This window comes from Geodermatophilus sp. SYSU D00696 (assembly GCF_054050235.1).
The window spans coordinates 13,944-35,576 of record NZ_JBJGYY010000020.1 but is presented as its reverse complement, the minus strand read 5'-3'; the positions used below and the strand labels follow the sequence as shown (position 1 = coordinate 35,576).

At 75.9% G+C, this 21,633-nt stretch carries 23 protein-coding genes; 13 read left to right on the top strand and 10 right to left on the bottom strand.

Annotated elements, in window-relative coordinates; genetic code table 11:
• Positions 1-17 precede the first annotated feature (17 nt).
• Both ACI79O_RS14115 and ACI79O_RS14110 read left to right on the top strand, forming a co-directional pair.
• A complete protein-coding gene (locus ACI79O_RS14115) occupies positions 18-1,643 on the top strand; it encodes a S1C family serine protease (protein ID WP_456914465.1) in 1,626 nt (541 codons plus the stop codon).
• Positions 1,644-1,738: 95 nt separating this feature from the next.
• Positions 1,739-2,131, top strand: a complete 393-nt coding sequence (locus ACI79O_RS14110; RefSeq protein WP_456888493.1) for a twin-arginine translocase TatA/TatE family subunit — start codon at positions 1,739-1,741, stop codon at positions 2,129-2,131.
• Between the two features lie 66 nt (positions 2,132-2,197).
• Here the strand turns inward: ACI79O_RS14110 and ACI79O_RS14105 are convergent, their stop codons facing one another.
• Entirely contained in the window at positions 2,198-3,358 is a 1,161-nt protein-coding gene (locus tag ACI79O_RS14105; RefSeq protein WP_456873924.1) for an Mrp/NBP35 family ATP-binding protein, read from the bottom strand.
• Positions 3,359-3,579: 221 nt separating this feature from the next.
• Between ACI79O_RS14105 and ACI79O_RS14100 the strand changes: the two genes are divergently transcribed.
• Genes ACI79O_RS14100 through ACI79O_RS14090 form a run of 3 tightly spaced genes read left to right on the top strand, consistent with a single transcriptional unit; the run spans position 3,580 to position 4,899 of the window.
• Positions 3,580-4,272: an AzlC family ABC transporter permease gene (locus tag ACI79O_RS14100; protein ID WP_456888490.1), complete on the top strand. Its 693-nt coding sequence runs from the start codon at positions 3,580-3,582 to the stop codon at positions 4,270-4,272.
• The gene (locus ACI79O_RS14095; RefSeq protein WP_456873926.1) at positions 4,269-4,586 is read left to right on the top strand and encodes an AzlD domain-containing protein; all 318 of its coding nucleotides are present in this window, start codon (positions 4,269-4,271) and stop codon (positions 4,584-4,586) included. Before ACI79O_RS14100 ends, ACI79O_RS14095 begins: the two co-directional genes overlap by 4 nt.
• Before the next feature lies 1 nt (position 4,587).
• Positions 4,588-4,899 carry a chorismate mutase gene (locus ACI79O_RS14090; protein ID WP_456914464.1) on the top strand — a complete coding sequence of 104 codons (312 nt, stop codon included), beginning with the start codon at positions 4,588-4,590 and terminating at the stop codon, positions 4,897-4,899.
• A gap of 11 nt (positions 4,900-4,910) precedes the next feature.
• On the opposite strand, the gene ACI79O_RS14085 is transcribed toward ACI79O_RS14090, so the two are convergent.
• Genes ACI79O_RS14085 through ACI79O_RS14075 form a run of 3 tightly spaced genes read right to left on the bottom strand, consistent with a single transcriptional unit; the run spans position 4,911 to position 7,197 of the window.
• Complete coding sequence (locus ACI79O_RS14085; protein ID WP_456914463.1) at positions 4,911-5,387, bottom strand: methylated-DNA--[protein]-cysteine S-methyltransferase; 477 nt, start codon at positions 5,385-5,387, stop codon at positions 4,911-4,913.
• A 39-nt stretch (positions 5,388-5,426) separates the two neighbouring features.
• Positions 5,427-5,966, bottom strand: coding sequence for a DUF1003 domain-containing protein (locus ACI79O_RS14080; protein WP_456888483.1), 540 nt, complete (start codon positions 5,964-5,966; stop codon positions 5,427-5,429).
• Entirely contained in the window at positions 5,959-7,197 is a 1,239-nt protein-coding gene (locus ACI79O_RS14075; protein WP_456888482.1) for a magnesium transporter MgtE N-terminal domain-containing protein, read from the bottom strand. Before ACI79O_RS14075 ends, ACI79O_RS14080 begins: the two co-directional genes overlap by 8 nt.
• Positions 7,198-7,221: 24 nt before the next feature.
• On the opposite strand from ACI79O_RS14075, the gene ACI79O_RS14070 reads away from it, so the two are divergent.
• From ACI79O_RS14070 to ACI79O_RS14055, 4 genes are all read left to right on the top strand, one after another.
• Positions 7,222-8,091, top strand: coding sequence for a PhzF family phenazine biosynthesis protein (locus tag ACI79O_RS14070; RefSeq protein ID WP_456914462.1), 870 nt, complete (start codon positions 7,222-7,224; stop codon positions 8,089-8,091).
• 86 nt (positions 8,092-8,177) lie between these two features.
• Complete coding sequence (locus tag ACI79O_RS14065) at positions 8,178-9,071, top strand: DMT family transporter (RefSeq protein WP_456888478.1); 894 nt, start codon at positions 8,178-8,180, stop codon at positions 9,069-9,071.
• A gap of 164 nt (positions 9,072-9,235) precedes the next feature.
• Positions 9,236-10,189, top strand: coding sequence for an HpcH/HpaI aldolase/citrate lyase family protein (locus ACI79O_RS14060; RefSeq protein WP_456914461.1), 954 nt, complete (start codon positions 9,236-9,238; stop codon positions 10,187-10,189).
• Positions 10,190-10,376: 187 nt separating this feature from the next.
• Complete coding sequence (locus ACI79O_RS14055; RefSeq protein ID WP_456914460.1) at positions 10,377-11,573, top strand: acyl-CoA dehydrogenase family protein; 1,197 nt, start codon at positions 10,377-10,379, stop codon at positions 11,571-11,573.
• A gap of 42 nt (positions 11,574-11,615) precedes the next feature.
• Here ACI79O_RS14055 and ACI79O_RS14050 read toward each other — a convergent pair whose 3' ends face one another.
• From ACI79O_RS14050 to ACI79O_RS14035, 4 genes are all read right to left on the bottom strand, one after another.
• Positions 11,616-12,407 carry an ABC transporter permease gene (locus ACI79O_RS14050; RefSeq protein WP_456914459.1) on the bottom strand — a complete coding sequence of 264 codons (792 nt, stop codon included), beginning with the start codon at positions 12,405-12,407 and terminating at the stop codon, positions 11,616-11,618.
• Positions 12,404-13,357 (bottom strand): ATP-binding cassette domain-containing protein, encoded by a 954-nt coding sequence (locus ACI79O_RS14045; RefSeq protein WP_456914458.1) that lies wholly within the window; start codon positions 13,355-13,357, stop codon positions 12,404-12,406. Before ACI79O_RS14045 ends, ACI79O_RS14050 begins: the two co-directional genes overlap by 4 nt.
• A gap of 11 nt (positions 13,358-13,368) precedes the next feature.
• Positions 13,369-14,160, bottom strand: coding sequence for a DUF4097 family beta strand repeat-containing protein (locus ACI79O_RS14040; RefSeq protein WP_456914457.1), 792 nt, complete (start codon positions 14,158-14,160; stop codon positions 13,369-13,371).
• Between the two features lie 82 nt (positions 14,161-14,242).
• Positions 14,243-14,749: a hypothetical protein gene (locus ACI79O_RS14035; protein WP_456888466.1), complete on the bottom strand. Its 507-nt coding sequence runs from the start codon at positions 14,747-14,749 to the stop codon at positions 14,243-14,245.
• Positions 14,750-14,827: 78 nt separating this feature from the next.
• Between ACI79O_RS14035 and ACI79O_RS14030 the strand changes: the two genes are divergently transcribed.
• From ACI79O_RS14030 to ACI79O_RS14015, 4 genes are all read left to right on the top strand, one after another.
• On the top strand, positions 14,828-15,763 hold the full coding sequence (locus ACI79O_RS14030) for an NADP-dependent oxidoreductase (protein WP_456914456.1): 936 nt from the start codon (positions 14,828-14,830) through the stop codon (positions 15,761-15,763).
• Positions 15,764-15,843: 80 nt separating this feature from the next.
• Positions 15,844-16,164, top strand: a complete 321-nt coding sequence (locus tag ACI79O_RS14025) for an EthD family reductase (protein WP_456914455.1) — start codon at positions 15,844-15,846, stop codon at positions 16,162-16,164.
• Positions 16,161-17,711, top strand: a complete 1,551-nt coding sequence (locus ACI79O_RS14020) for an acetolactate synthase large subunit (RefSeq protein ID WP_456914454.1) — start codon at positions 16,161-16,163, stop codon at positions 17,709-17,711. The genes ACI79O_RS14025 and ACI79O_RS14020 overlap by 4 nt, the downstream gene beginning before the upstream one ends.
• A 75-nt stretch (positions 17,712-17,786) precedes the next feature.
• On the top strand, positions 17,787-20,519 hold the full coding sequence (locus tag ACI79O_RS14015; RefSeq protein WP_456914453.1) for a putative bifunctional diguanylate cyclase/phosphodiesterase: 2,733 nt from the start codon (positions 17,787-17,789) through the stop codon (positions 20,517-20,519).
• Between the two features lie 63 nt (positions 20,520-20,582).
• Here ACI79O_RS14015 and ACI79O_RS14010 read toward each other — a convergent pair whose 3' ends face one another.
• Together ACI79O_RS14010 and ACI79O_RS14005 are read right to left on the bottom strand one after the other, a co-directional pair.
• Positions 20,583-21,002, bottom strand: coding sequence for a hypothetical protein (locus tag ACI79O_RS14010; protein ID WP_456888457.1), 420 nt, complete (start codon positions 21,000-21,002; stop codon positions 20,583-20,585).
• A gap of 26 nt (positions 21,003-21,028) precedes the next feature.
• A complete protein-coding gene (locus ACI79O_RS14005) occupies positions 21,029-21,469 on the bottom strand; it encodes a hypothetical protein (RefSeq protein WP_456914452.1) in 441 nt (146 codons plus the stop codon).
• Positions 21,470-21,633: the final 164 nt, after the last annotated feature.

Below are 21,633 nucleotides of genomic sequence, written 5' to 3'. Positions count from 1 at the left end.
GGGAGGATCCTGTACCCGTGACGCCCCCCGACGCCCGGCAACCCGGATCCGACGACGGCGACCGCACCGTCGAGGCCGTCGTCCGCCCCCCGGTCGACGCCCCGCGCGCCGCCGACCCCGGCCGGCCGGCCGACGGCGACGCGGTCTTCGCCCGTCCCGCCGGCGCCGCCGGTCCGTTCGACCCGCCCGAGCGCCGGCGTCCCGCCGTGCAGCCGGCCCCGCCGCCGAGCCTCGCGCAGCAGGCCGCCTTCGGGCGCCCGGCCGCCGTCGCCGGCAGCTTCGCCAGGGACCGGCCCACCCCGCCGCCGCAGCCCGTCGCCCCCCCGCCGCCGGAGGCCGTGCTGCGGGCCTTCCGCGCCCCGGCCGGGCAGGGCGGCCTGCAGGAGCCGCCCGGCGGGCGCCCCGGCCGGCGGCGCACCTCCGCCGGGCCGTGGTGGAAGTCCGACGCCCGCAGCGACCCCTGGCGCGACCCGCACGCCCCGGCCGGCCTCACCGGTCCGGCGGTGTTCGAGGAGGAGGCCGAGCAGGAGGGCCCGGTCGTCGTCGACCGCAAGGGCCGCCGCAAGCTGCGGCTGCGCGACCTGTCGGTGCGGGTGGCCGCGCTGGTGCTGCTGGCCGTGCTGCTGGCGGGGGCGCTCGGCGGCGGCGTCGGCTACCTGCTCACCCGCGAGGCCGCGGAGACCCCGCTGCTCGCGCCGGGCACGACCCTCTCGGAGACCGACGACGCCGTCACCCGCGAGCCCGGGTCGGTGGCCGACATCGCCGAGCGGGTGATGCCGGCGGTGGTGTCGATCGAGGTGCGCGTCGGCGAGGCCGGCGCCACGGGCTCGGGCGTCGTCGTCGACGGTGAGAACGGCTACATCGTCACGAACAACCACGTCATCTCCGGCGCCGACGGCGTCGAGGGCGCCGGGATCCGCGCGGTGTTCAGCGACGGCACCGGGTCCGAGGCGCGCATCGTGGGCCGCGACCCGGCCAGCGACCTCGCCGTCCTCAAGGTCGACCGGCCCGGCCTGGTCACCGCCTCGCTGGGCAGCTCCGACGACGTCGTCGTCGGCGACCCGGTGGTGGCGATCGGCTCCCCCCTGGGGCTGGCCGGCACCGTCACCAGCGGGATCGTCAGCGCCCTCGACCGGCCGGTGCGGCTGGCGGGGGAGGGCAGCGACACCAACGCGGTCATCAGCGCCGTGCAGACCGACGCCCCGATCAACCCGGGCAACTCCGGCGGCGCGCTGGTCGACGCCACCGGCGCGGTCATCGGCATCAACACCGCGATCGCCTCGCTGGGCGGTGGCAGCGTCGGCCTGGGCTTCGCGATCCCGATCGACACCGCCCGCGAGATCGCCGAGCAGCTGATCTCCACCGGCGCGGCGGTGCACGCCTCGCTCGGGGTCAACACGCGGTCGGTCACCGACGGCACCCGCGACGGCGCCCTGGTGCTCAACGTGGAGCCCGAGAGCGCCGCGGCCGCCGCGGGGATCCGGGAGCAGGACGTGGTCATCGCCGTCGACGACGTGCCGGTGGGCAGCTCCGAGGAGCTCGTGGTGGCCATCGACGCGCACCGGCCCGGCGACGTGGTGACCATCGAACTGATCCGCAACGGTTCCTCCACGACGGTGCAGGCGACGCTCGACCAGGCCTGACGAAGGACCCCGCTGCCCCCCGCCACTCGCAGGCTCGCGGCGGGGCCCTGCAGCGGGGCCGAACTACGCTGGGTCCACGGAGGAGGGATCGGCACGTGTTCGACTCGATCGGCTGGGGCGAGATCGTGGTCCTCGCCCTCGCCGCGCTGTTCATCTTCGGCCCCGAGCGGCTGCCCACCCTGGCCCGCGACGCGGCGGCCGGCCTGAAGAAGGTCCGCACCGCGCTGACCGGGGTGCGCGCCCAGGTCGACGACTCGCTGGGTGAGGAGCTCGCCGGACTGCGCGACCTCGACCTGCGCAAGTACCACCCGAAGACGTTCATCCGGCAGCAGCTGTTCGAGGACGACGACGCCCCGCCGGTGCGCCGCGGCAGCGCCGGCGAGCCGGGCGTGCCCGCCGGTGCGACCGCGGCCAGCCTGGTCAAGCCGCCGCCCGCGGTGCGGCGCGACCCCGCCGTCCCGCCGCCCTTCGACGTCGACGCCACGTAGCCGGCCCCGCTGCGCAGAACGGCCCGGCTCCCTCGCGGGAGCCGGGCCGTTCTGGGTGCCGGTGGGTCAGCGGCGGACGGGGGTGAGCCCCAGCGACATGCCCGACAGGCCGCGCTGCCGGACGGCGAGGGAGTCGGCGATGCTCGTCAGCGCCTGCGCGGCGGGCGTCCCGGGCTCGGCGAGCACGATCGGCGCGCCGGCGTCGCCGGACTCGCGCAGCCGGGTGTCGAGGGGGATCTGGCCCAGCAGCGGCACCCGGGCGCCGAGCGTGCGGGTCAGCGCGTCGGAGACCGCCTGGCCGCCGCCGGAGCCGAAGACCTCCATCCGGGAGCCGTCGGGCAGCTCCAGCCAGGACATGTTCTCGATGACGCCGACCACCTGCTGGTGGGTCTGCGTGGCGATCGCGCCGGCCCGCTCGGCCACCTCGGCGGCGGCCTGCTGCGGCGTGGTCACCACGAGGATCTCGGCGTTGGGCAGCAGCTGGGCGATGGAGATCGCGACGTCGCCGGTGCCGGGCGGCAGGTCGAGCAGCAGGACGTCGAGGTCGCCCCACCACACGTCGGCGAGGAACTGCTGCAGCGCCCGGTGCAGCATTGGCCCGCGCCACACGACCGGGGTGTTGCCCGGGGTGAACATGCCGATCGAGATGACCTTCACGCCCATCGACTGCGGCGGCATGATCATGTTGTCGACCTGGGTCGGCTTGTCGTCGACGCCCAGCATGCGCGGCACCGAGTGGCCGTAGATGTCGGCGTCCACGACGCCCACCGACAGGCCGCGCTTGGCCAGCGCGGCGGCCAGGTTGACCGTGACGCTGGACTTGCCCACGCCGCCCTTGCCGGAGGCGACGGCGTAGACGCGGGTCAGCGAGCCCGGCTGGGCGAAGGGGATGACCGGCTCGGCGGTGTCGGTGCCGCGCACGGTCCGGCGCAGCTCGGCGCGCTGCTCGTCGCTCATCACGTCGAGGCCCACCTGCACCGAGGTCACGCCGGCGACGGCGGACACCGCGGTGGTGACGCGGTTGGTGATCGTCTCGCGCATCGGGCAGCCGGCCACGGTCAGGTAGACCTCGACCCGCACGGCACCCGGGTCGCCGCCGACGCCGATCTGCACGTCCTTGACCATGCCGAGCTCGGTCAGCGGGCGGTTGATCTCCGGGTCCTGGACGGTGGCCAGAGCGGCGTTGACGGCGTCGAGCGCCGGCGAGCCGGTCAGCGTGTCGGACATGGGGGTGTGTGTCTCCTTCGACGGGGGGACCCGGCTGCGGCCTGCCGCACACGGCGGGGACCAGCTCCGCGGGCCACCTGCCACTGTACGGCGGTCGGCACCGGGTGCCGCCCGGCGCGGGGGTGACGTACTGCGCAGTCCGGCGCGGCGCACCCGTGCAGGTCAACGCGGTGCCGGGCGCCGTGCTTCCCCTCTGCGGCCGGTCGCTAGCCTCGGGTCCCGTGTCCGGATCCGCCCGCGCCGCCGTCCTGCGCGACGCGATCGGGCTCGGTGTCGCCGTCGGCCTCTACGGGGTGGCCTTCGGCGCGGCCGCCGACGCCGCGGGCCTCGACCCCTGGCAGGCGCTGGCGATGTCGCTGCTGATGTTCACCGGAGCCTCCCAGTTCGCCCTCGTCGGCGTGCTCGGCGCCGGCGGTGGCGCGGCCGCGGCGGTCGGCAGCGCGCTGCTGCTCGGCACCCGCAACACCGTCTACGGCGTCCGGCTGGCCCCGCTGCTCGCCCCGCGCGGCCTGCTGCGCCGGCTGGGCGCGGCGCACTGGGTCATCGACGAGACGACGGCGCTGGCCGTGGCCGCCCCCGACCGTCCGCTGGCCCGGCTGGCGTTCCTCGCCGGCGGCGCGACGATCTTCACGGTCTGGAACACCACCACGCTGGTCGGCGCGCTCGGTGCCGCGGCGCTGGGGGAGACCGCACAGGCGGCGCTCGACGCCGTCGTCCCCGCCGCCTTCCTCGCCCTGCTCTGGCCGCGGCTGCGCGCCGGCGCCGAGGAGCCCGCCGTCGCCCGCCGGGTCGCGCTCGGCGGTGCGGCCGTGGCACTGGCGCTCACCCCGTTCGTGCCGCCGGGCGTGCAGGTGGTGACCGCCGTCGTCGCGGTCGCGCTGGCCGGCCGGCCCCGGCAGGAGGCGGCGGCGTGAGCAGCGGGACGCTGTGGGCGGTGGTGCTGGCCGGGTCGCTGGGCTGCTACCTGCTCAAGCTCGCCGGGCTGTCGGTGCCCGCGGCGTGGGTCGAGCGGCCCTGGGTCACCCGCATGGTCACCTTCGTCCCGGCCGCGCTGCTGGCCGCGCTCGTGGCGGTGCAGGCGGTCGCCGCGGGGCGCGACCTGGTCGTCGACGGCCGGCTGGCCGGGCTGGCCGTCGCCGCGGTCGCGCTCGCGCTGCGCGCCCCGTTCGTCGTCGTCCTGGTGGCCGCCGGCGCCACCGGGGCGCTCGTGCACGTCCTGGGGAGCTGAGATGACCGAGCCCACCTCGCTGGCCGACGTCCGGAGCGCGATCGACCGCCTCGACGAGGACCTCGTGGCCCTGCTGGCCCGGCGGGAGCGGCTGGTGCGGGCGGCGGCCCGGTTCAAGACCGACGCGGCGGCCGTGCGGGCTCCGGGCCGGGTCGAGCAGGTCGTCGCCCGGGCGCGGCGGCTCGCCGCGGCCCGCGGGGCGAGTCCGGAGGTGGCCGAGCGCGTCTACCGGGCGATGATCGCGGCCTTCGTCGACCTGGAGCTGTCCGTGGCCGGGATGCCCGACGACGGGCCCGACTCCGCCGGGACCTGACCGGCGCCGGGTCAGAACAGCCGGCTGTCGCGCTGCTCGAGGTCGAGCAGGAAGCGCTTGCGGGCGAGCCCGCCGCCGAAGCCCACCAGACTGCCGTCGGCGCCGACCACCCGGTGGCAGGGGACGACGACGGCCAGCGGGTTGCGCCCGCAGGCGAGGCCCACGGCCTGCGCGCCGCCGGGCTCGCCGACGGCCGCAGCGACCGCGCCGTAGCTGCGCGTCTCGCCGTAGGGGATGCGGGTGAGCTGCTGCCAGACGGCCAGCTCGAAGTCGCTGCCCACCGGCCGCAGCGGCAGGTCGAAGGCCTCCCGGTCGCCGGCGAGGTACTCGCCGAGCTGGCCGGCGGCGCCGGCGAGGGCGGCGTCGTCCCGCGCGCCGATCTCGGTCCGGGGGCCCGGCGGGGAGAGGTACAGGCGTACGAGCACGCCGTCGTCGGCGACGACGGTCAGCGGCCCCATCGGCGAGGGCACCACCGTGTGTGCGCGCACGCCCCGCAGGATGCCGCAGGGGGACGACGAAACGGTGCGCTACGTCGCGGGGTCGGCCAGGGCCGGCTGGGCGACGTCCTTGTGCCGCTTCTTCCCCTTCTTCTCCCGCTCCTCGGCGGGGAAGCTGTCGACGAGGCGGGTGAGCTCGCCGCGGATGAAGTCGCGGGTGGCCACCTCGCCGATCGCCAGGCGCAACGCGGCCAGCTCACGCGCGACGTACTCGGTGTCGGCGCGGGTCTGCGCGGCGCGGGCCCGGTCCTCCTCGGCCTGCACGCGGTCTCGGTCGGCCTGCCGGTTCTGGGCCAGCAGGATCAGCGGCGCGGCGTAGGCGGCCTGGGTGGAGAACGCCAGGTTGAGCAGGATGAACGGGTAGGGGTCCCAGCGCAGCCGCACGGCGAACACGTTGAGCGCGATCCACAGGATCACGATGATCGTCTGGACGGCGAGGAAGCGGCCGGTGCCGAGGAACCGGGCGATGGCCTCGGCGAACCGGCCGACCGCGTCGGGGTCCAGCCGCAGGTAGCTGCCCAGCCCGCGGGGTGAGCCGCGGGGGACGTCGAGCCGCCGGCCGTCAGCCACGGCGGGCCCGCTCGCGCCAGTTCTCGGGGAGCAGGTGGTCGAGGACGTCGTCGACGCTGACCGCGCCCACCAGCCGGCCGCGGTCGTCGACCACGGGCGCCGCCACCAGGTTGTAGGTGGCGAAGTACCGGGTGACCTCGGCCAGCGGGGCCTCCGGCCGCAGCGGCTCCAGGTCGTCGAGCACGCCGCTGACCAGGGCCGACGGCGGCTCGCGGAGCAGCCGCTGGATGTGCGCGAGCCCCAGGTAGCGCCCGGTCGGGGTGGCCGAGGGCGGGCGGCAGACGTAGACCTGGCTGGCCAGCGACGGGGTGAGCTCGGGCTCGCGCACCCGGGCCAGCGCCTCGGCGATGGTCGCGTCGGGAGTGAGGATCACCGGCTCGCTGGTCATGATCCCGCCGGCGGTGTCCTCGGAGTACTGCAGCAACTGGCGCACCGGCTCGGCCTCGTCGGGCTCCATGAGCTCCAGCAGCCGGTTGCGGTCGACGTTGGACAGCTCGGAGAGCAGGTCGGCGGCGTCGTCGGGGTCCATCTCCTCGAGGACGTCGGCGGCGCGGGCCTCCTCGAGGTTCTGCAGGATCGCCATCTGCTCGGTCTCGGGCAGCTCGCCGAGCACGTCGGCCAGCCGCTGGTCGTCGAGGGCCCCGGCCACCTCGTGCCGCCGCTTGACCGGCAGGTCCTGCAGCGCGTGGGCGAGGTCGGCGGCGTTGAGCTCGCGGTAGGTGGCGATGAGCGTCTCGGCGCCCTGCCCGCTCTCGGGCAGCGCCAGGCCCACCACCTCGTCCCAGGCCAGCTGGTGCAGCTGCCCCCGCCGGCCCAGCCGGCCGGGCTCCTGGACGGCGAGCCGGGTGATCTCCCACTCGCCGGTGCGGGTCTGCTCCATCCCCGCGTCGACGACGGTGGCGGGCCGGCCGGTCTCGCGGATGGTGACCGTGCGGTCGAGCAGCTCGCCGAGCACCAGCGTCTCCCCGCGCCGCTGCTCGAACCGCTTGAGGTTGAGCGTGCCCGACGACAGCACGATCGCCCCGGGGTCGACCGTGGTGACCCGGCCCATCGGCACGAAGATGCGGCGGCGGGCCACCACCTCGACGACCAGGCCCAGCACCCGAGGGCTGGCGGTGCCCACCCGCAGCGCCACGACCAGGTCGCGCACCCGCCCGACACGGTCGCCGTTGGGGTCGAACACGGGGAGCCCGGCGAGCCGCGCGACGTACGCCCTGGTCACCGTGCTCACGGTTCGTGAGGTTACCGTCGGGCCGTGGCCACCCCGGGTTCCGTGGAGTACGAGGTCGTCGACGTCTTCGCCCCGCGGGCGTTCGCGGGCAACCCGCTGGCGGTGGTGTTCGACGCCGACGACCTGACCACGGAGCAGTGCCAGGCGCTGGCCGACGAGTTCGCGCTGTCGGAGACGTCGTTCCTGTGCGCGCCGACCGAGCCCGGCGCGTCGTACCGGGTCCGCATCTTCACCCCGTACGCCGAGCTGCCCTTCGCCGGGCACCCGAGCGTCGGCGCGGCGCACACGCTGGTGCGCACCGGCCGGCTGCCCGCGGGCACGCTGCACCAGGAGTGCGGGGCCGGCGTGCTGCCCATCGAGGTCACCGAGGACGGCGCCACCCTCACCGGCGGCCGGCCGACCTCCGAGGACGGCCCCGACCCGGCGGTGCTCGCGGAGGCACTGGGGCTGGCCGCGGCCGACGTCGTCGGCGTGCCGGCGGGGGTGGCCGGGTGCGGCCTGCCGTGGACCTTCCTGGCCGTGCACCCCGGCGTCGTCGACCACGCCGCCCCGCAGCCGGCGGCGCTGGCCGCGCTCGGCGTGGGGGAGGGCGTCTCGGTGCTCTCCTGGGACGCTGCGACCTCGACCGCCTACGCCCGGGTCTTCGCCCACGACCTCCGCTGGAGCGAGGACCCCGCCACCGGGTCGGCCGCGCTGGGCGCCGGCGTGTGGCTGGTGGCCTCCGGGCTGCTGGCGCCGGAGGGCACGTCGGCCTACACCGTGCGCCAGGGCGAGGCGATGGGCCGGCCGTCGGTTCTGCGCTGCACCGTCACCGCCGACGGCGGCCGGGCGTCCACGGCCACGGTGGCCGGCGCGGTGGTGCCGGTGGCAGCCGGTCGCATCCGCGTGCCATGAAGGACCCTGCTGCCCCCCACCACTCGCAGGCTCGCGGCGGGACCCTGCAGCAGGGCCGAGGGGCAGGCGCGGTCGACCCGTGGGCGGTGCACCGCCCGGGCGCCCGCGACGTCGGGCTCATGGCGGTCGCCGTCGTCGGGATCTCGTTCTCCGGGCCGCTGACCGCGATGGTGACCGCCTCGTTCCTCGCGATCGCCTTCTGGCGCAACGCCGCCGGCGCGGCGCTGCTCGTGCCGGTGCTGCTGGGCCGTGAGCGGGCCACCCTGACCGGCCTGCGGCCGCGGGACCTGACGACGTCGGTCGTGGCCGGGCTGTTCCTCGCCGCGCACTTCGCCGCGTGGCTGCCCAGCCTGTCGATGACCACCGTCGCCGCGTCGACCGCGCTGGTCACCACGACGCCGGTCTGGACGGCGCTGGCCGCGCGGGTCTCCGGCGTGCGGCTGCCCGCGCAGGTGTGGGTCGGGCTGGCGCTGGCCGTCGTCGGCGCGGCGCTGATCGCCGGGGTCGACGTCGCGGTGAGCCTGGAGGCGCTGGCCGGTGACGGGCTGGCGCTGCTCGGCGCGATCTGCGCCGGCGGGTACATGCTGGCCGGCGCCCGGGCGCGCACCCGGCTGGCGACGTCGGCCTACTCGGTCGTCTGCTACTCCACCTGCGCGGTGGTGCTGGCCCTGGCCGCGCTGGTGACCACCACCCCGCTCGCCGGGTTCAGCGCCCGCGACTGGTGGCTGATCGCCGCGATCACCGTGTGCGCCCAGATCCTCGGGCACACCCTGCTCAACCTGGTGCTGTCCACGGTCGGACCCACGGTGGTCGGGCTGGCGGTGCTGCTCGAGGTACCCGGGGCGCTGCTGGTCGCGCTGGTGCTGCTGCAGCAGACCCCGCCGCTGCTCGCGCTGCCGGGCATGGTCGCCGTCGTCGCCGGGGTGGCGCTGGTGGTCCGCGCGGGCCGGCCGGTGACGCCGGTGGAACCGGTCACCTGACGACGGACCCCCTCGCCCCCCTGCAAGGACCTCCCTGCCCCCCACCGCTCGCAAGCTCGCGGCGGGCCCCTGCAGGGAGGCCGACCGCCGCTCGTGGCGGGACCCTGCGAGGGGACCGACGGGCCGTCACTACCCTCCGATCAACGATCACCACTGGAGGCACCGTGGCCGAGCTCCGATCCCGCCGTTCCAACCTGGCCGTCCCGGGCAGCAACCCGCGCTTCCTGGAGAAGGCCAAGGGCCTGCCGGCCGACCAGGTGTTCCTCGACCTCGAGGACGCCGTCGCGCCGCTGGCCAAGCCGGGCGCGCGCAAGAACGTCGTCGCGGCGCTCAACGAGGGCGGCTGGGGTGAGCGGATCCGCACGGTCCGGGTCAACGACTGGACGACGGAGTGGACCTACCGCGACGTCGTCGAGGTGGTCGAGGGCGCCGGCGCCGAGCTCGACTGCATCATGCTGCCCAAGGTCGCCGACGCCGCCCAGGTGCGGGCGCTGGACCTGCTGCTCACCCAGATCGAGAAGACCAACGGCCTGGAGGTCGGGCGGATCGGCATCGAGGCGCAGATCGAGACCGCGCAGGGGCTCGTCAACGTCGACGACATCGCCTTCGCCAGCCCCCGGATCGAGACGATCATCTTCGGCCCGGCCGACTTCATGGCCAGCATCGGCATGCGCTCGCTGGTGGTCGGTGCGCTGCACCCCGACTACCCGGGCGACCCGTTCCACCACATCCTCATGACCATCCTCATGGCCGCCCGCGCCCGCGGCGTGCAGGCCATCGACGGGCCCTTCCTGCAGGTGCGCGACGTCGACGCCTTCCGCGAGGTGGCCAAGCGCTCCGCAGTCCTCGGGTTCGACGGCAAGTGGGTGCTGCACCCGGGGCAGATCGACGCCGCCAACGAGATCTACGCGCCGTCGCAGGAGGACTACGACCACGCCGAGCTCATCCTCGACGCCTACGACTGGTACACGTCGGAGGCCGGCGGGAAGAAGGGCTCGGCGATGCTCGGCGACGAGATGATCGACGAGGCCAGCCGCAAGATGGCGCTGGTCGTCGCGGGCAAGGGCCGCGCCGCGGGCATGTCCCGCACGTCGTCGTTCACCCCGCCGGAGGCCTAGGCACCTCCAGAGGCCTAGGTACCTCCAGAGGCATAGGAAGCCATCCGCACGTTCGCGGCCCCGATTCGTGGGGATTGCTTCCTATGCCTCGGAGCGGCGCGGGGGTGACCCGGGACACGGCGACGGTGCCCGGGGGGTGGCCCATACTCGCCGGTAACACGGACACCGGAGTCCCGGAGGAGCAGACGTGGCCCGACTGGCGCAGACCGCCGACCTGACCGACATCCAGCAGGAGATCCTGTCGACGGTCCGCAGCTTCGTGGACAAGGAGATCATCCCGCACGCCCAGCAGCTCGAGCACGGCGACGTCTACCCGCAGGAGATCGTCGACGGGCTCAAGGAGCTGGGCATCTTCGGGCTGATGATCCCCGAGGAGTACGGCGGTCTCGGCGAGTCGCTGCTCACCTACGCGCTGGTGGTCGAGGAGATCGCCCGCGGCTGGATGAGCGTCTCGGGCGTCATCAACACCCACTTCATCGTCGCCTACATGATCCGTCAGCACGGCACGCAGGAGCAGAAGGAGCACTTCCTCCCGCGGATGGCCACCGGCGAGGTGCGCGGCGCGTTCTCGATGTCCGAGCCGGGCCTGGGGTCCGACGTCGCGGGCATCCGGACCAAGGCCGTGCGGGACGGCGACGACTACGTCATCGACGGCCAGAAGATGTGGCTGACCAACGGCGGCTCCTCCACGCTGGTCGCGGCGCTGGTGCGCACCGACCTGGGCGCGGACAAGCCGCACCAGAACCTGACCACCTTCCTGGTGGAGAAGCCCGCCGGCTTCGGCACCGTCGCTCCGGGCCTGACCATCCCCGGCAAGATCGACAAGATGGGCTACAAGGGCGTCGACACCACCGAGCTGGTGTTCGACGGCTACCGCATCGGCGCGGACATGGTCCTCGGCGGGGAGCCCGGCCGCGGCTTCGCGCAGATGATGGACGGCGTCGAGGTGGGCCGGGTGAACGTCGCCGCCCGCGCCTGCGGCATCTCCATCCGCGCCTTCGAGCTCGCCGTCGAGTACGCCCAGCAGCGGGAGACCTTCGGCAAGCCGATCGTGCAGCACCAGGCGATCGCGTTCCAGCTCGCCGAGATGGCCACGAAGGTCGAGGCCGCCCACCTGATGATGGTCAACGCCGCCCGGCTCAAGGACGCCGGCCGGCGCAACGACGTCGAGGCCGGCATGGCCAAGCTGCTGGCCAGCGAGTACTGCGCCGAGGTGACCACCCAGTCGTTCCGCATCCACGGCGGGTACGGCTACTCCAAGGAGTACGAGATCGAGCGGCTCATGCGCGAGGCGCCGTTCCTGCTCATCGGCGAGGGCACCAGCGAGATCCAGAAGACGATCATCAGCCGTGGCCTGCTCCGGGAGTACGGCCTGCGCCGCTGAGGACGCCGCCCGGGACCACCACGGTCCCGGGCCGCTCGCGCGTCAACGGGGCGGGCGGCGCTCGTAGCTCGCCCGGGCCCACAGGTGGCCGACCAGTGCGATGCCGGCGCACCAGGCCACCGCGAGCAGGGCGGAGGAGCCGATCGCCGTCCCGGTGAGCAGGCCGCGCAGCGTCTCGACGATCGGCGTGAACGGCTGGTGCTCGGCGAACCAGCGCAGCCAGCCGGGCATCGACTCGACCGGCACGAAGCCGCTGCCGAAGAACGGCAGGAGCATCAGCGGCATCGGCAGGTTGCTGGCCGCCTCGACCGTCCTCGTCCACAGCCCCATGGCCACCGACAGCCAGGACAGCGCGAAGGAGGTCATCGCCAGGACGCCGACCGTCGCCAGCCACTCCAGGGCGGTCGCGTCCGGCCGGAAGCCGACCAGCAGCGCGACGGCGAGGACGAGCGCCAGTCCGACCAGCGTCTGGACCACGGCGCCGACGACGTGCCCGGTGAGCACCGACGCCCGGGCGATCGACATGGTGCGGAACCGGGCGATGATGCCCTCGGTCATGTCCATGGCGATCCCGATCGCCGTGCCCTGCGCGCCGCCGGTGACGGCCAGCACGAGGATGCCGGGGACGACGTAGGTGACGTACTCCGCCCGGCCGCCGGACGGAGCGCCCAGCCCGGCGCCGAGCGTCCCGCCGAAGACGTAGACGAACAGCAGCAGGAAGACGATCGGCAGCGCGGCCACGATCACCGTCAGCCCGGGGTAGCGCACGGCACGCCTCAGGTTGCGCCGCAGCATGGTGGCGGAGTCGCTCAGCGTGAGGGCCAGGGTGGTCACGAGGCCACCTCCTCGGGAGCCGGCCGGCCGGTCAGGGCCAGGAAGACGTCGTCCAGGTCGGGGGTGTGCACGGTCAGGTCGGCGGCCTCGACGCCGGCGTCGTCGAGCCGGTCGAGCAGCGCCCGCAGCGCGGGCACGCTGCCGTCGCCGGGGACCTCGAGGACCAGCGCCGCGGGGTCGGCGGTGCCGGTCGGCAGGGCGCGGGCGGCCCGCCCGAGCGCCGCGGCGTCGGGGAAGCGCAGCCGTACCGACGCGCCGGGGACCAGCCGCTTGAGCTCGTCGGCGGTGCCCTCGGCCACCAGCCGGCCGCCGTCGAGGACGCCGATGCGGTCGGCGAGCTGGTCGGCCTCCTCGAGGTACTGCGTGGTGAGGAGGACCGTGACGCCGTCGGCCACCAGATCGCGGACGGCGTCCCACATCGCCCGCCGGCTACGCGGGTCGAGCCCGGTCGTCGGCTCGTCGAGGAAGACGACCCGTGGGCGGGCCATGAGCCCCATCGCCAGGTCCAGCCGGCGGCGCATGCCACCGGAGTAGGTGGCCGGCGGCCTCCCCGCCGCGTCGGTCAGGTCGAACCGGGCGAGCAGCTCGGCGGCGCGGCGGCGGCCCTCCTCCCGGCCGAGGTGGTGCAGGTCGGCCATGAGCCGCAGGTTCTCGGCGCCGGTGAGCAGCGTGTCGACGGCGGAGAACTGGCCGGTCAGCGCGATCGCGGCGCGCACCGCGTCCGGCTCCCGGTGCAGGTCGTGCCCGGCGACGCGGACCTCGCCGCCGTCAGCGGGGAGGAGCGTCGAGAGGACGTCGACGGTGGTGGTCTTGCCGGCCCCGTTGGGGCCGAGCAGGGCGTAGACGGTGCCCTCGGGCACGGTCAGGTCCAGCCCGTCGAGGACGGTCGTCGGGCCGAAGGCCTTGCGCAGGCCGGTGACGGCGATGGCGGCGGTGACGGCGGCGGTCATCCCGGTCCTCCTCAGGCCCGGCGGACGAGGATGTCGCCGTAGGCGGTGCGCGCCTTGAGCTGCACGGTGCCGGTGGCGTCCTCGGGGCCGTCGGCGGCGGTGAGCTCGTTGCGGATGCTGCCCGAGGCCGACTGCAGGTCCAGCCAGGCCGCGGTGCCCGCGGCGATGCCCGCCTCGACCTCGCCGTAGGCGGTCTCCAGCACCAGCGACCCCCGCACCGCCTCGCCCACGCGCACCCTCCCGTAGCTGGTGCTCCCGAGCAGCGAGCCGGCGGTGTGGTCCACGGTGACGTCACCGCAGTTGGTCCGCAGCCGGGTGTCGCCGTCCGTGCGGCCGATCCGCACGTCGCCGTAGTCGGTCTGCGCGACGGCGTCGCCGGAGACGGCGCCGACGGTGATGCCGCCGCTGCTGGTGCGGGCCCGCAGCCCGGCGGCCGAGTCGAGCCGGAGGTCGCCGTGGCGGCTCTCGAGGGCGGCGCGGCCGAGCCGGCCGGAGCAGGAGATCCCGCCGGCCGTCGTCCGCACCTCGACCGACGAGCCCTCGGGCAGCGCCACGTCGACGTCGACCTCGCCGCCGGAGCCGAGGAACAGCAGCCGCGGCCGGCCGGTGGTGCGGACCAGCAGGTGCCCGCCGGCGCAGGTGACGGTGGCCTGCTCGGCGGCCTGGACGTCGGCGCTGCTGCGGTCGTCGTGCGGCCGGACGTCGACCACCGTGACGGGCTGGTCGGTGGCCCGCACGCGGACGCTGCCGGCGGCGACGTCGATGCGGGCGGTGATCGGGTCGGGGGTGTCGAAGGTGGGCATGGCGGCGCCTCCCGGGCGTGCCGGATCGGCCCCGGCCGGTCGGCCGGGGGTGCGGTGCGGGCGTGCGTGTGCGGTGTGCGGGCTAGCGGACCCAGCCGGTGTAGGACTGGCCCGCCGACCAGCGCGAACGGCGCGGCTCGGCGGCCGGGGGACGGTCGGCCCGGGCGACGGCGTCGGCCACGACCCGGACCAGCCAGGTGTTCACCGACGAGCCGAGGCGGGCGGCGGCCTCCTCGACGCGGACCTTGAGCGTCTCGGGCAGCCGCAGGGTGATGCGGATGGTGCTGCCGTCGTCGGCGTCGGGGACGACCGCCTCGGGAGCCGGCGCGGGCAGGTGCTCCTCGGCCGGGGGAGGGGTGACGACGAAGCCGATGTCGCTGCCCCGCAGCCGCACGTCGACCGAGCCGGGGGCGAGCTGGCCGGTGATCTCCTCCGCCGCCGCGGACAGCGCGCTGAGCAGGGCCAGCCGGACCGAGGACTCCAGCGGGGCGGTGAGCCGCTCGGCGAGGGCCTGCGCCTCCTCACCGCCCGGCGCGGCGGCCAGCGCCAGCTCCCGGCGGAGCTGCTCGACGTACGGCGTGAGGTCCATGACGTCATATTGACACCACCGTGACGTCATCCGCAAGCCCCGTGACGTCATGGCGCGGGAGGCCCCTAAGGTCGGGGCGTGCGAGCCGTGGGAGTGACCGAGTTCGGCGGGCCCGAGGCCCTCTCCGTCGTCGACGTCCCGGACGAGCGTCTCGGGCCCGGCCAGGTGCGGGTGCGGGTGCGGGCCGCGGCGGTCAGCCCGACCGACACCCACCTGCGCGAGGGCGCCTACGCCGGGCGCGACCCGGTGAAGACCCCGCCGTGGGTGCCGGGCATGGACGCCGCCGGTGAGGTGGTCGAGGTCGGCGAGGACGTCGACCGGGTCGCGGTGGGCGACGCGGTCATGGGCATCGTCGTGCCCACCGGCGCGCACGGCGGGTACCGCGAGGACCTCGTGCTGCCTGCGGCCTCGGTGGCCCGGGTGCCGGCGGGCGCCGACGCCGTGGCCGCCTCGACGCTGCCGATGAACGCCCTCACCGCCCGGCTCTCGCTCGACCACCTGGCCCTGCCGCCGGGGTCGGTGATCGCGGTGACCGGCGCGGCCGGTGCCTACGGCGGCTACGTCGTCCAGCTGGCGAAGGCAGACGGGCTGACCGTCGTCGCCGACGCCTCCGAGGCCGACGAGCAGCTGGTGCGCGACCTCGGCGCCGACGTCGTCGTCCGGCGCGGCGACGACGTGGCCGACCGGATCCGCGCCGAGTTCCCCGACGGCGTCGACGGGCTGGCCGACGGCTCGGTGCAGGACGCCCACGTGCTGCCGGCGATCCGCGACGGCGGCCGGCTGGCCACGGTGCGCGGCTATCGCGGCGACGGCTCGGGCCGGGTCGAGGCCTTCCCCACGCGGGTGCGCCACTACGCGGAGAACGCGGCGGCCCTCGACCGGCTGCGCGAGCAGGTGGAGTCCGGCGCGCTGACCCTGCGGGTGGCCCGCGCGTTCGCGCCCGAGGAGGCGCCCGAGGCCCACCGGGTGCTCGCCGCCGGCGGGGTGCGCGGGCGGTTGGTGATCACCTTCTGAGGTCGCGGGGACGGGGCGGTGCCTGACAGGGTGGGGCCGACCGGGCGCGGCGCCCGGCCCGACCCCCAGGAGTGGCGCAGATGGTGCACAGGCTCGTCGTCAGCTACGGGCAGCCCGAGGACCCGGCGGCGTTCGACGCCCACTACCGGGACACGCACGTCCCGCTGACCGTGCAGCTGCCGGGCCTGGTGCGCTTCACCACCGGCCGGCCGCACTCCCTGGATCCCTCGCGCCCCGCGCCCTACCTCGTCGCGGAGCTCGACTTCGACTCCGAGGAGGCGATGGGCGCGGCGTTCGCCTCCGAGGAGGGCAAGGCCGGGGCCGAGGACATCGCCTCCTTCGCCACCGGCGGCGCCACGATGACCCACTACGAGGTGACCGAGGTGCACGTCTCCCGGTGAACGGCGCCCAGGCTCTCATCCGCACCCTCGTCGACGCCGGCGTCGACGTCTGCTTCGCCAACCCCGGCACGTCGGAGATGCACTTCGTCGCCGCGCTCGACGACGTCCCGGAGATGCGCGGCGTGCTCACCCTCTTCGAGGGCGTGGCCACCGGCGCCGCCGACGGCTGGGCCCGCATGACCGGCCGGCCCGCCGCCACGCTGCTGCACCTGGGCCCGGGCCTGGGCAACGGGCTGGCCAACCTGCACAACGCCCGCCGCGGCCGGGCGCCGATGGTCAACGTCGTCGGCGACCACGCCCGCTCGCACAAGCGCCTGGACGCGCCGCTCGAGTCGGACGTCGACGCGCTGGCCGGCACCGTGTCGGGCTGGGTCCGCCGCTCGCTGGCCCCCGAGGACGTCGCCGCCGACGCCGTGGACGCCGTCGCCGCGGCCGCCCGCGGCCAGATCGCCACGCTGGTCCTGCCGGCCGACGTCTCGTGGTCCGACGGCGCGGCCGTGGCCGACCCCCCGGCGGCGCGCCCCCGCCCGCGGGTGCCCGCCGCCGCGGTGTCCGCGGCGGCGTCGGTGCTGCGGTCGGGGGAGCCCACCGTGCTCTTCGTCGGCGACGACGTCGTGGCGTCCGAGACCGGCCTGCTGGCCGCGGCCCGGGTGGCCACGGGCACCGGCGCGCGGCTCCTGTCCGAGACCTTCCCCGCGCGCATGGTGCGCGGCGCGGGGCTGCCCGCCGTGGACAAGCTGCCCTACCCGCCGGAGGTGGCGATCAAGGCGCTCGCCGGCACGCGGCACCTGGTGCTGGCCGGGGCGACCTCCCCGGTGCACTTCTTCGGCTACCCGGGCACGCCGGGCACGCCGGTGCCCGAGAACTGCACGGTGCACGTCCTCTCCGCACCGGGTGAGGACGGCGTCGCGGCGCTGGAGGAGCTGGCCGGGGAGGTCGCCGCCGGTGCCGAGCCGGAGCTGCTGGAGGCCTCCCGCCCGGAGCTCCCGACCGGGCGCCTCGCGCCACGGACGGTGTCGGCGGTGGTCGGCGCGCTGCTGCCCGAGCGGGCGATCGTGGTCGACGAGGCCATCACCTCCGGGATCGGGCTGGCCGAGCTGACCTCCGGCGCGCCGCGGCACGACTGGCTGGCGCTCACCGGCGGCGCGATCGGCGACGGCCTGCCGATGGCGGTCGGCGCGGCGGTGGCCTGCCCCGACCGCCCCGTGGTCGCCCTGCAGGCCGACGGCAGCGCCATGTACACCGTCCAGGCGCTGTGGACGATGGCCCGCGAGCAGCTCGACGTCACCGTCGTCCTCTACGACAACGCCTCCTACGCGATCCTGCAGGGGGAGCTGTCCCGGGTGGGCGCCACCGGCGGCGGCGAACGGGCCGGGCAGCTGCTCGACCTCGGCGGCCCGGCCCTGGACTTCGTCGCGCTGGCCACCGGCATGGGCGTGCCGGCCACCCGCGCCGAGACCGCCGAGGACCTCGCCGACCAGCTCGGGACGGCGCTGCGCGAGCCGGGGCCGCACGTGGTGGTGGCGGTGCTGCGCCCGGGGAGCTGACCCGGGGTCACCCCCGCGGGGGACCGGCGACCGGAAGGGTTCCAGACCGTTCCGTTCCACGCCGATGCGCAGACCGTGTCATCGACCAGCGTCCGCGTCGGCAGCGTCGCCGTCCCCCCTGCGGTCCTGCGCCGGGCGGTCCTCGGCGCGGCCGTCGTCCCGGTCGCGCTGGTGCTGTGGGCACTGGCCGCCTGGTCGGGCAGCACCGCGGGCACCGCGCTCTACTTCGGCGTCGTCGGGCTGACCGTCGTCGCCGCCTGGGGCGGGGCCGCGCGGGGGAGCCGTCGCCCGGCCGCATCGTGCATCGCCGCCGGCGCGACCCTCTCCGCCGTCGGCGACGTGCTGTGGCAGGTGCAGGCCTCCTCCACCGGGTCGGGCACGGGGGCCGGCCCGGCCGACGCCGTCTACCTCGCCGGTTACGTCGCGCTGGCGATCGGGTTGGCCCTGCTCGCCCGCAGCCACACCGACGACCGCGACGAGCAGGTGGCCGGCTGGATCGACGCGCTGGTCGTCTTCGTCGCCGTCCTCCTGGTGGTGTGGGAGGTGTCGATCGCCGCGACCGTCGGGGACGCGTCGCTGGACCTGCCCACCCGCATCGCGCTCGCCTGCTACCCCGCGCTCGACGCGGCGCTGATCGGACTGGTCGTGCGCCTGCTGGCGACCCGGCGGCAGGGGGAGCGGACGTCGCTGGTGGTGGCGGCCGCCTGCGCGTGCTGGCTGTTCTCCGACGTCGCCTACCTGCTGCACGCCGACGCGGACAGCTTCGGCTCCCTGCTCGACGCCGGCTGGGTGCTCGGCAGCGTGCTGCTGGCGGTCGCCACCTGGCTGCCGGGCTCCCCGGCGTCCGGGACCGCGCCCGCGCCGTCCCGGCGGTCGGACCTGGCGCGGCTGGCCGTGTGCCTCGGCGCGCTGCTGGTGCCGCCCACGACCGACCTCGCCGTCCACGCGAGCGGCGGCGCGGGCGACCCGGTGGCGATCCTCGCCGGCATGGTGGTGCTCACCGCGCTGGTCTTCCTCCGCGCCGCGCTGCTGGTGCGCCGCGAGGCGGCGGCCCGGGCGCTGCTGCGCTCGCGGGAGCGCCACGCGGCCAAGCTCGCCGCCCACTCCTCCGACGCGGTCCTGGTGGTCTCCCGCGACGGCCGGCTGCTCAGCGACCCCGCACCGATGGCGGCGGTCCTCGGGACCGCCCCGCTGCGCGGGCACAGCGCGGGGGAGGCGGTGCGGCTGGCCGGCCTCGACCTCGAGCAGGCCCAGCGGGTCTTCGACCGGGCGCTCGAGGCGGCCGGCACGGTGGTCGACGCCGAGGTGCCCGCCCGCTGGCGCGGCGAGGACCGCTGGCTCGGCGTCCGGCTGGTCGACCTGGGTGACGACCCCGACGTCGGCGGCGTCGTCGTGCACGTCACCGACGTGACCGGCCGCCGCCGCGCCGAGGAGGCCCTGGCGCACTCCGCCCTGCACGATGGCCTGACCGGCCTGGCCAACCGGGAGCTGTTCGCCGACCGCGTCCAGCAGGCGCTGCTGCGCACGGTGCGCGGCGGCGGCTCGGCCGCGGTCGTCTGCCTGGACATCGACGGCTTCAAGACGGTCAACGACACCCTCGGCCACGCCGCCGGGGACGCGCTGCTGCGCGAGGTGGCCGCCCGGCTGCGCGCGGCGGTGCGGGCCGACGACACCGTGGCCCGGCGGGGCGGTGACGAGTTCGCCGTGCTGGTCGAGCAGGCCGGCGGAGGGGACGACGAGGCGCTGGCCACGTCCGCGCGCGTGGTCGAGGTGCTGCGCCGGCCGGTGCAGCTCGACGCCGGGCCGGTGACGCTGTCGGTGAGCGTGGGCGTCGCCGTCGGCCGGGGCGAGGTGGGCGCCGGGTCGCTGATCGGCGACGCCGACCTCGCGATGTACACCGCCGAGCTCGACGGCGGCAACCGCGTGCGGCTGTTCGAGCCCGGCATGCGCGCCGCGGTGCAGGCGGCCCGCGAGCTGGAGCGGGAGCTGGGCGGCGCGCTGGCGGGCGGGGAGTTCCGGCTGGTCTACCAGCCCGTCGTCGCCCTGGCCGACCGGCGGGTGACCGGCTTCGAGGCGCTGCTGCGCTGGGACTCCCCGCGCCTGGGCCCGGTGGGCCCCGACCGGTTCGTGCCGGTGGCCGAGGCCGCGGGCCTGATGGGTCCGATCGGCGCGTGGGTGCTGCGCGAGGTCTGCGCCACCGGGGCCGCGTGGCGGCAGGCCCACCCCGGCGCCGGTGACCTGACGATGGCGGTCAACGTGTCGGCCACCCAGCTGACCTCGCCGGACCTCGTGGGTGCCGTCGCGGCCGCGCTGGCCGACAGCGGCCTGCCGGCCTCCGCGCTGGTGCTCGAGGTGACCGAGACCGCGCTGGTGGACGACCCGGAGCGGGCGGCCGCGTCACTGGCGGCGCTGCGGGCGCTGGGTGTCCGGTTGGCGCTCGACGACTTCGGCACCGGCTACTCGTCGCTGGCGCACCTCCAGCAGTTCACCGTGGACGTGCTCAAGATCGACCGCTCGTTCGTCCACGGGATCGCCGAGGGCGACCCGCTGCCGGCGATCGTGCGCGGCACCATCGAGCTGGGCCGCACGCTGGGGTTGGAGGTGCTGGCCGAGGGCGTGGAGCACGAGCACCAGGCGCGGCTGCTCGCCGAGGGGTGCTGCGACACCGCCCAGGGTTTCCTCTTCGCCCGGCCGCTGGAGCGCACCGACGCCGAGGCGCTGCTGCTCGAGCGGGCCGCGGGCCGTCCGTCGCCGTCGGCGGCCGTGCCCCGGCCGCGCACGCGCCGGCAGCTGAGCCGCCGGGGCTGACCGGGACGCACCGAGCCCCGCCGGTGCGGGCACCGGCGGGGCTCGGGTGGGTCGTCGCCCGGGTCAGGGCTGCCCGGGGAAGGCCGAGGCGATCGTGTGGTACGCGTACAGCGCGCGAGCGCACTGCTCGCGGTCGTTGGCCCGCAGCGAGGGGAAGGGGCCACCCTCGGCGTAGAAGGTGTACGGGTAGGAGATCGCCCCCTCGTCCTCGTACAGGGCGCACTGCGCGTACGGGTCCCCGGCGCCCTCGACGACGGGCACCCGCCCAGCCAACGTCCGGACGCACGAGCTGTAGCGGAAGTCGTCGAGGGTGCCGCCGTACTCGGCCACGGTGTTCTGGATGGTCGCGCAGGCCTGCGCGGGGTTGGCGACCTTGACGGCGCCCGAGCCGCCGGACGGGGCCGCCGACGCGGAGGTGGCGCCGGTGACGACGGCGGCGAGGGCGGCGGCCGCCACGAGGCCGGTGCGGGCGAGGGTCTTCATCGGGGAGGTCCTCCTCAGGACGGGGTTCATCGGGTGCCACCCGGGAACAGCGGCGCGCGTCCCGGGTCGATCTCGCCGTGCGCCACACCGCTCATGACCTCGATGCAGTCGGCGCGGTTCTGGAGCACGTACGTCTGGGCGAAGCGGACGGTGATCGGGTAGGGCCCGAAGCGGGCCTCGATCCCGGTCCGGCACTGGGCCGCGATCGCCGCGGTCGACAACTGGCCGTCCCCGTGCGCCCAACTGCTGGCGCAGCCGCCGGTGGTGGGGACGGCGCGCTCGTAGGCGCCGTCGGCCGCGCCGGTGGCGCCGTCGTAGGTCGCCTCGTACTGGATGACGAACCAGTTGCCGTCCTGGCAGAGCTGCCCGGGGCCGGCGCTGGGCGCGGCGGCGGCCGGGGCGGCCGCCAGCACCAGCGAGGACGCGGCGGTGCACAGCACGGCCGCGAGGGGTGTACGTCGCCTCACGCGGGTCTCCTCGGTCTCGGAAGCCGGCGGAAGCTAGCACCGGGACCGGAGGCCGAGGAGCACGTTGAGCGTGATCAAGTGTGCTCTGCGTCACACATCGACGAAGCCCTGGGCAGGGCGGATGCGTGCGACGTCCCCGGGAACGGGGTCTGGGGCGGCCCGGT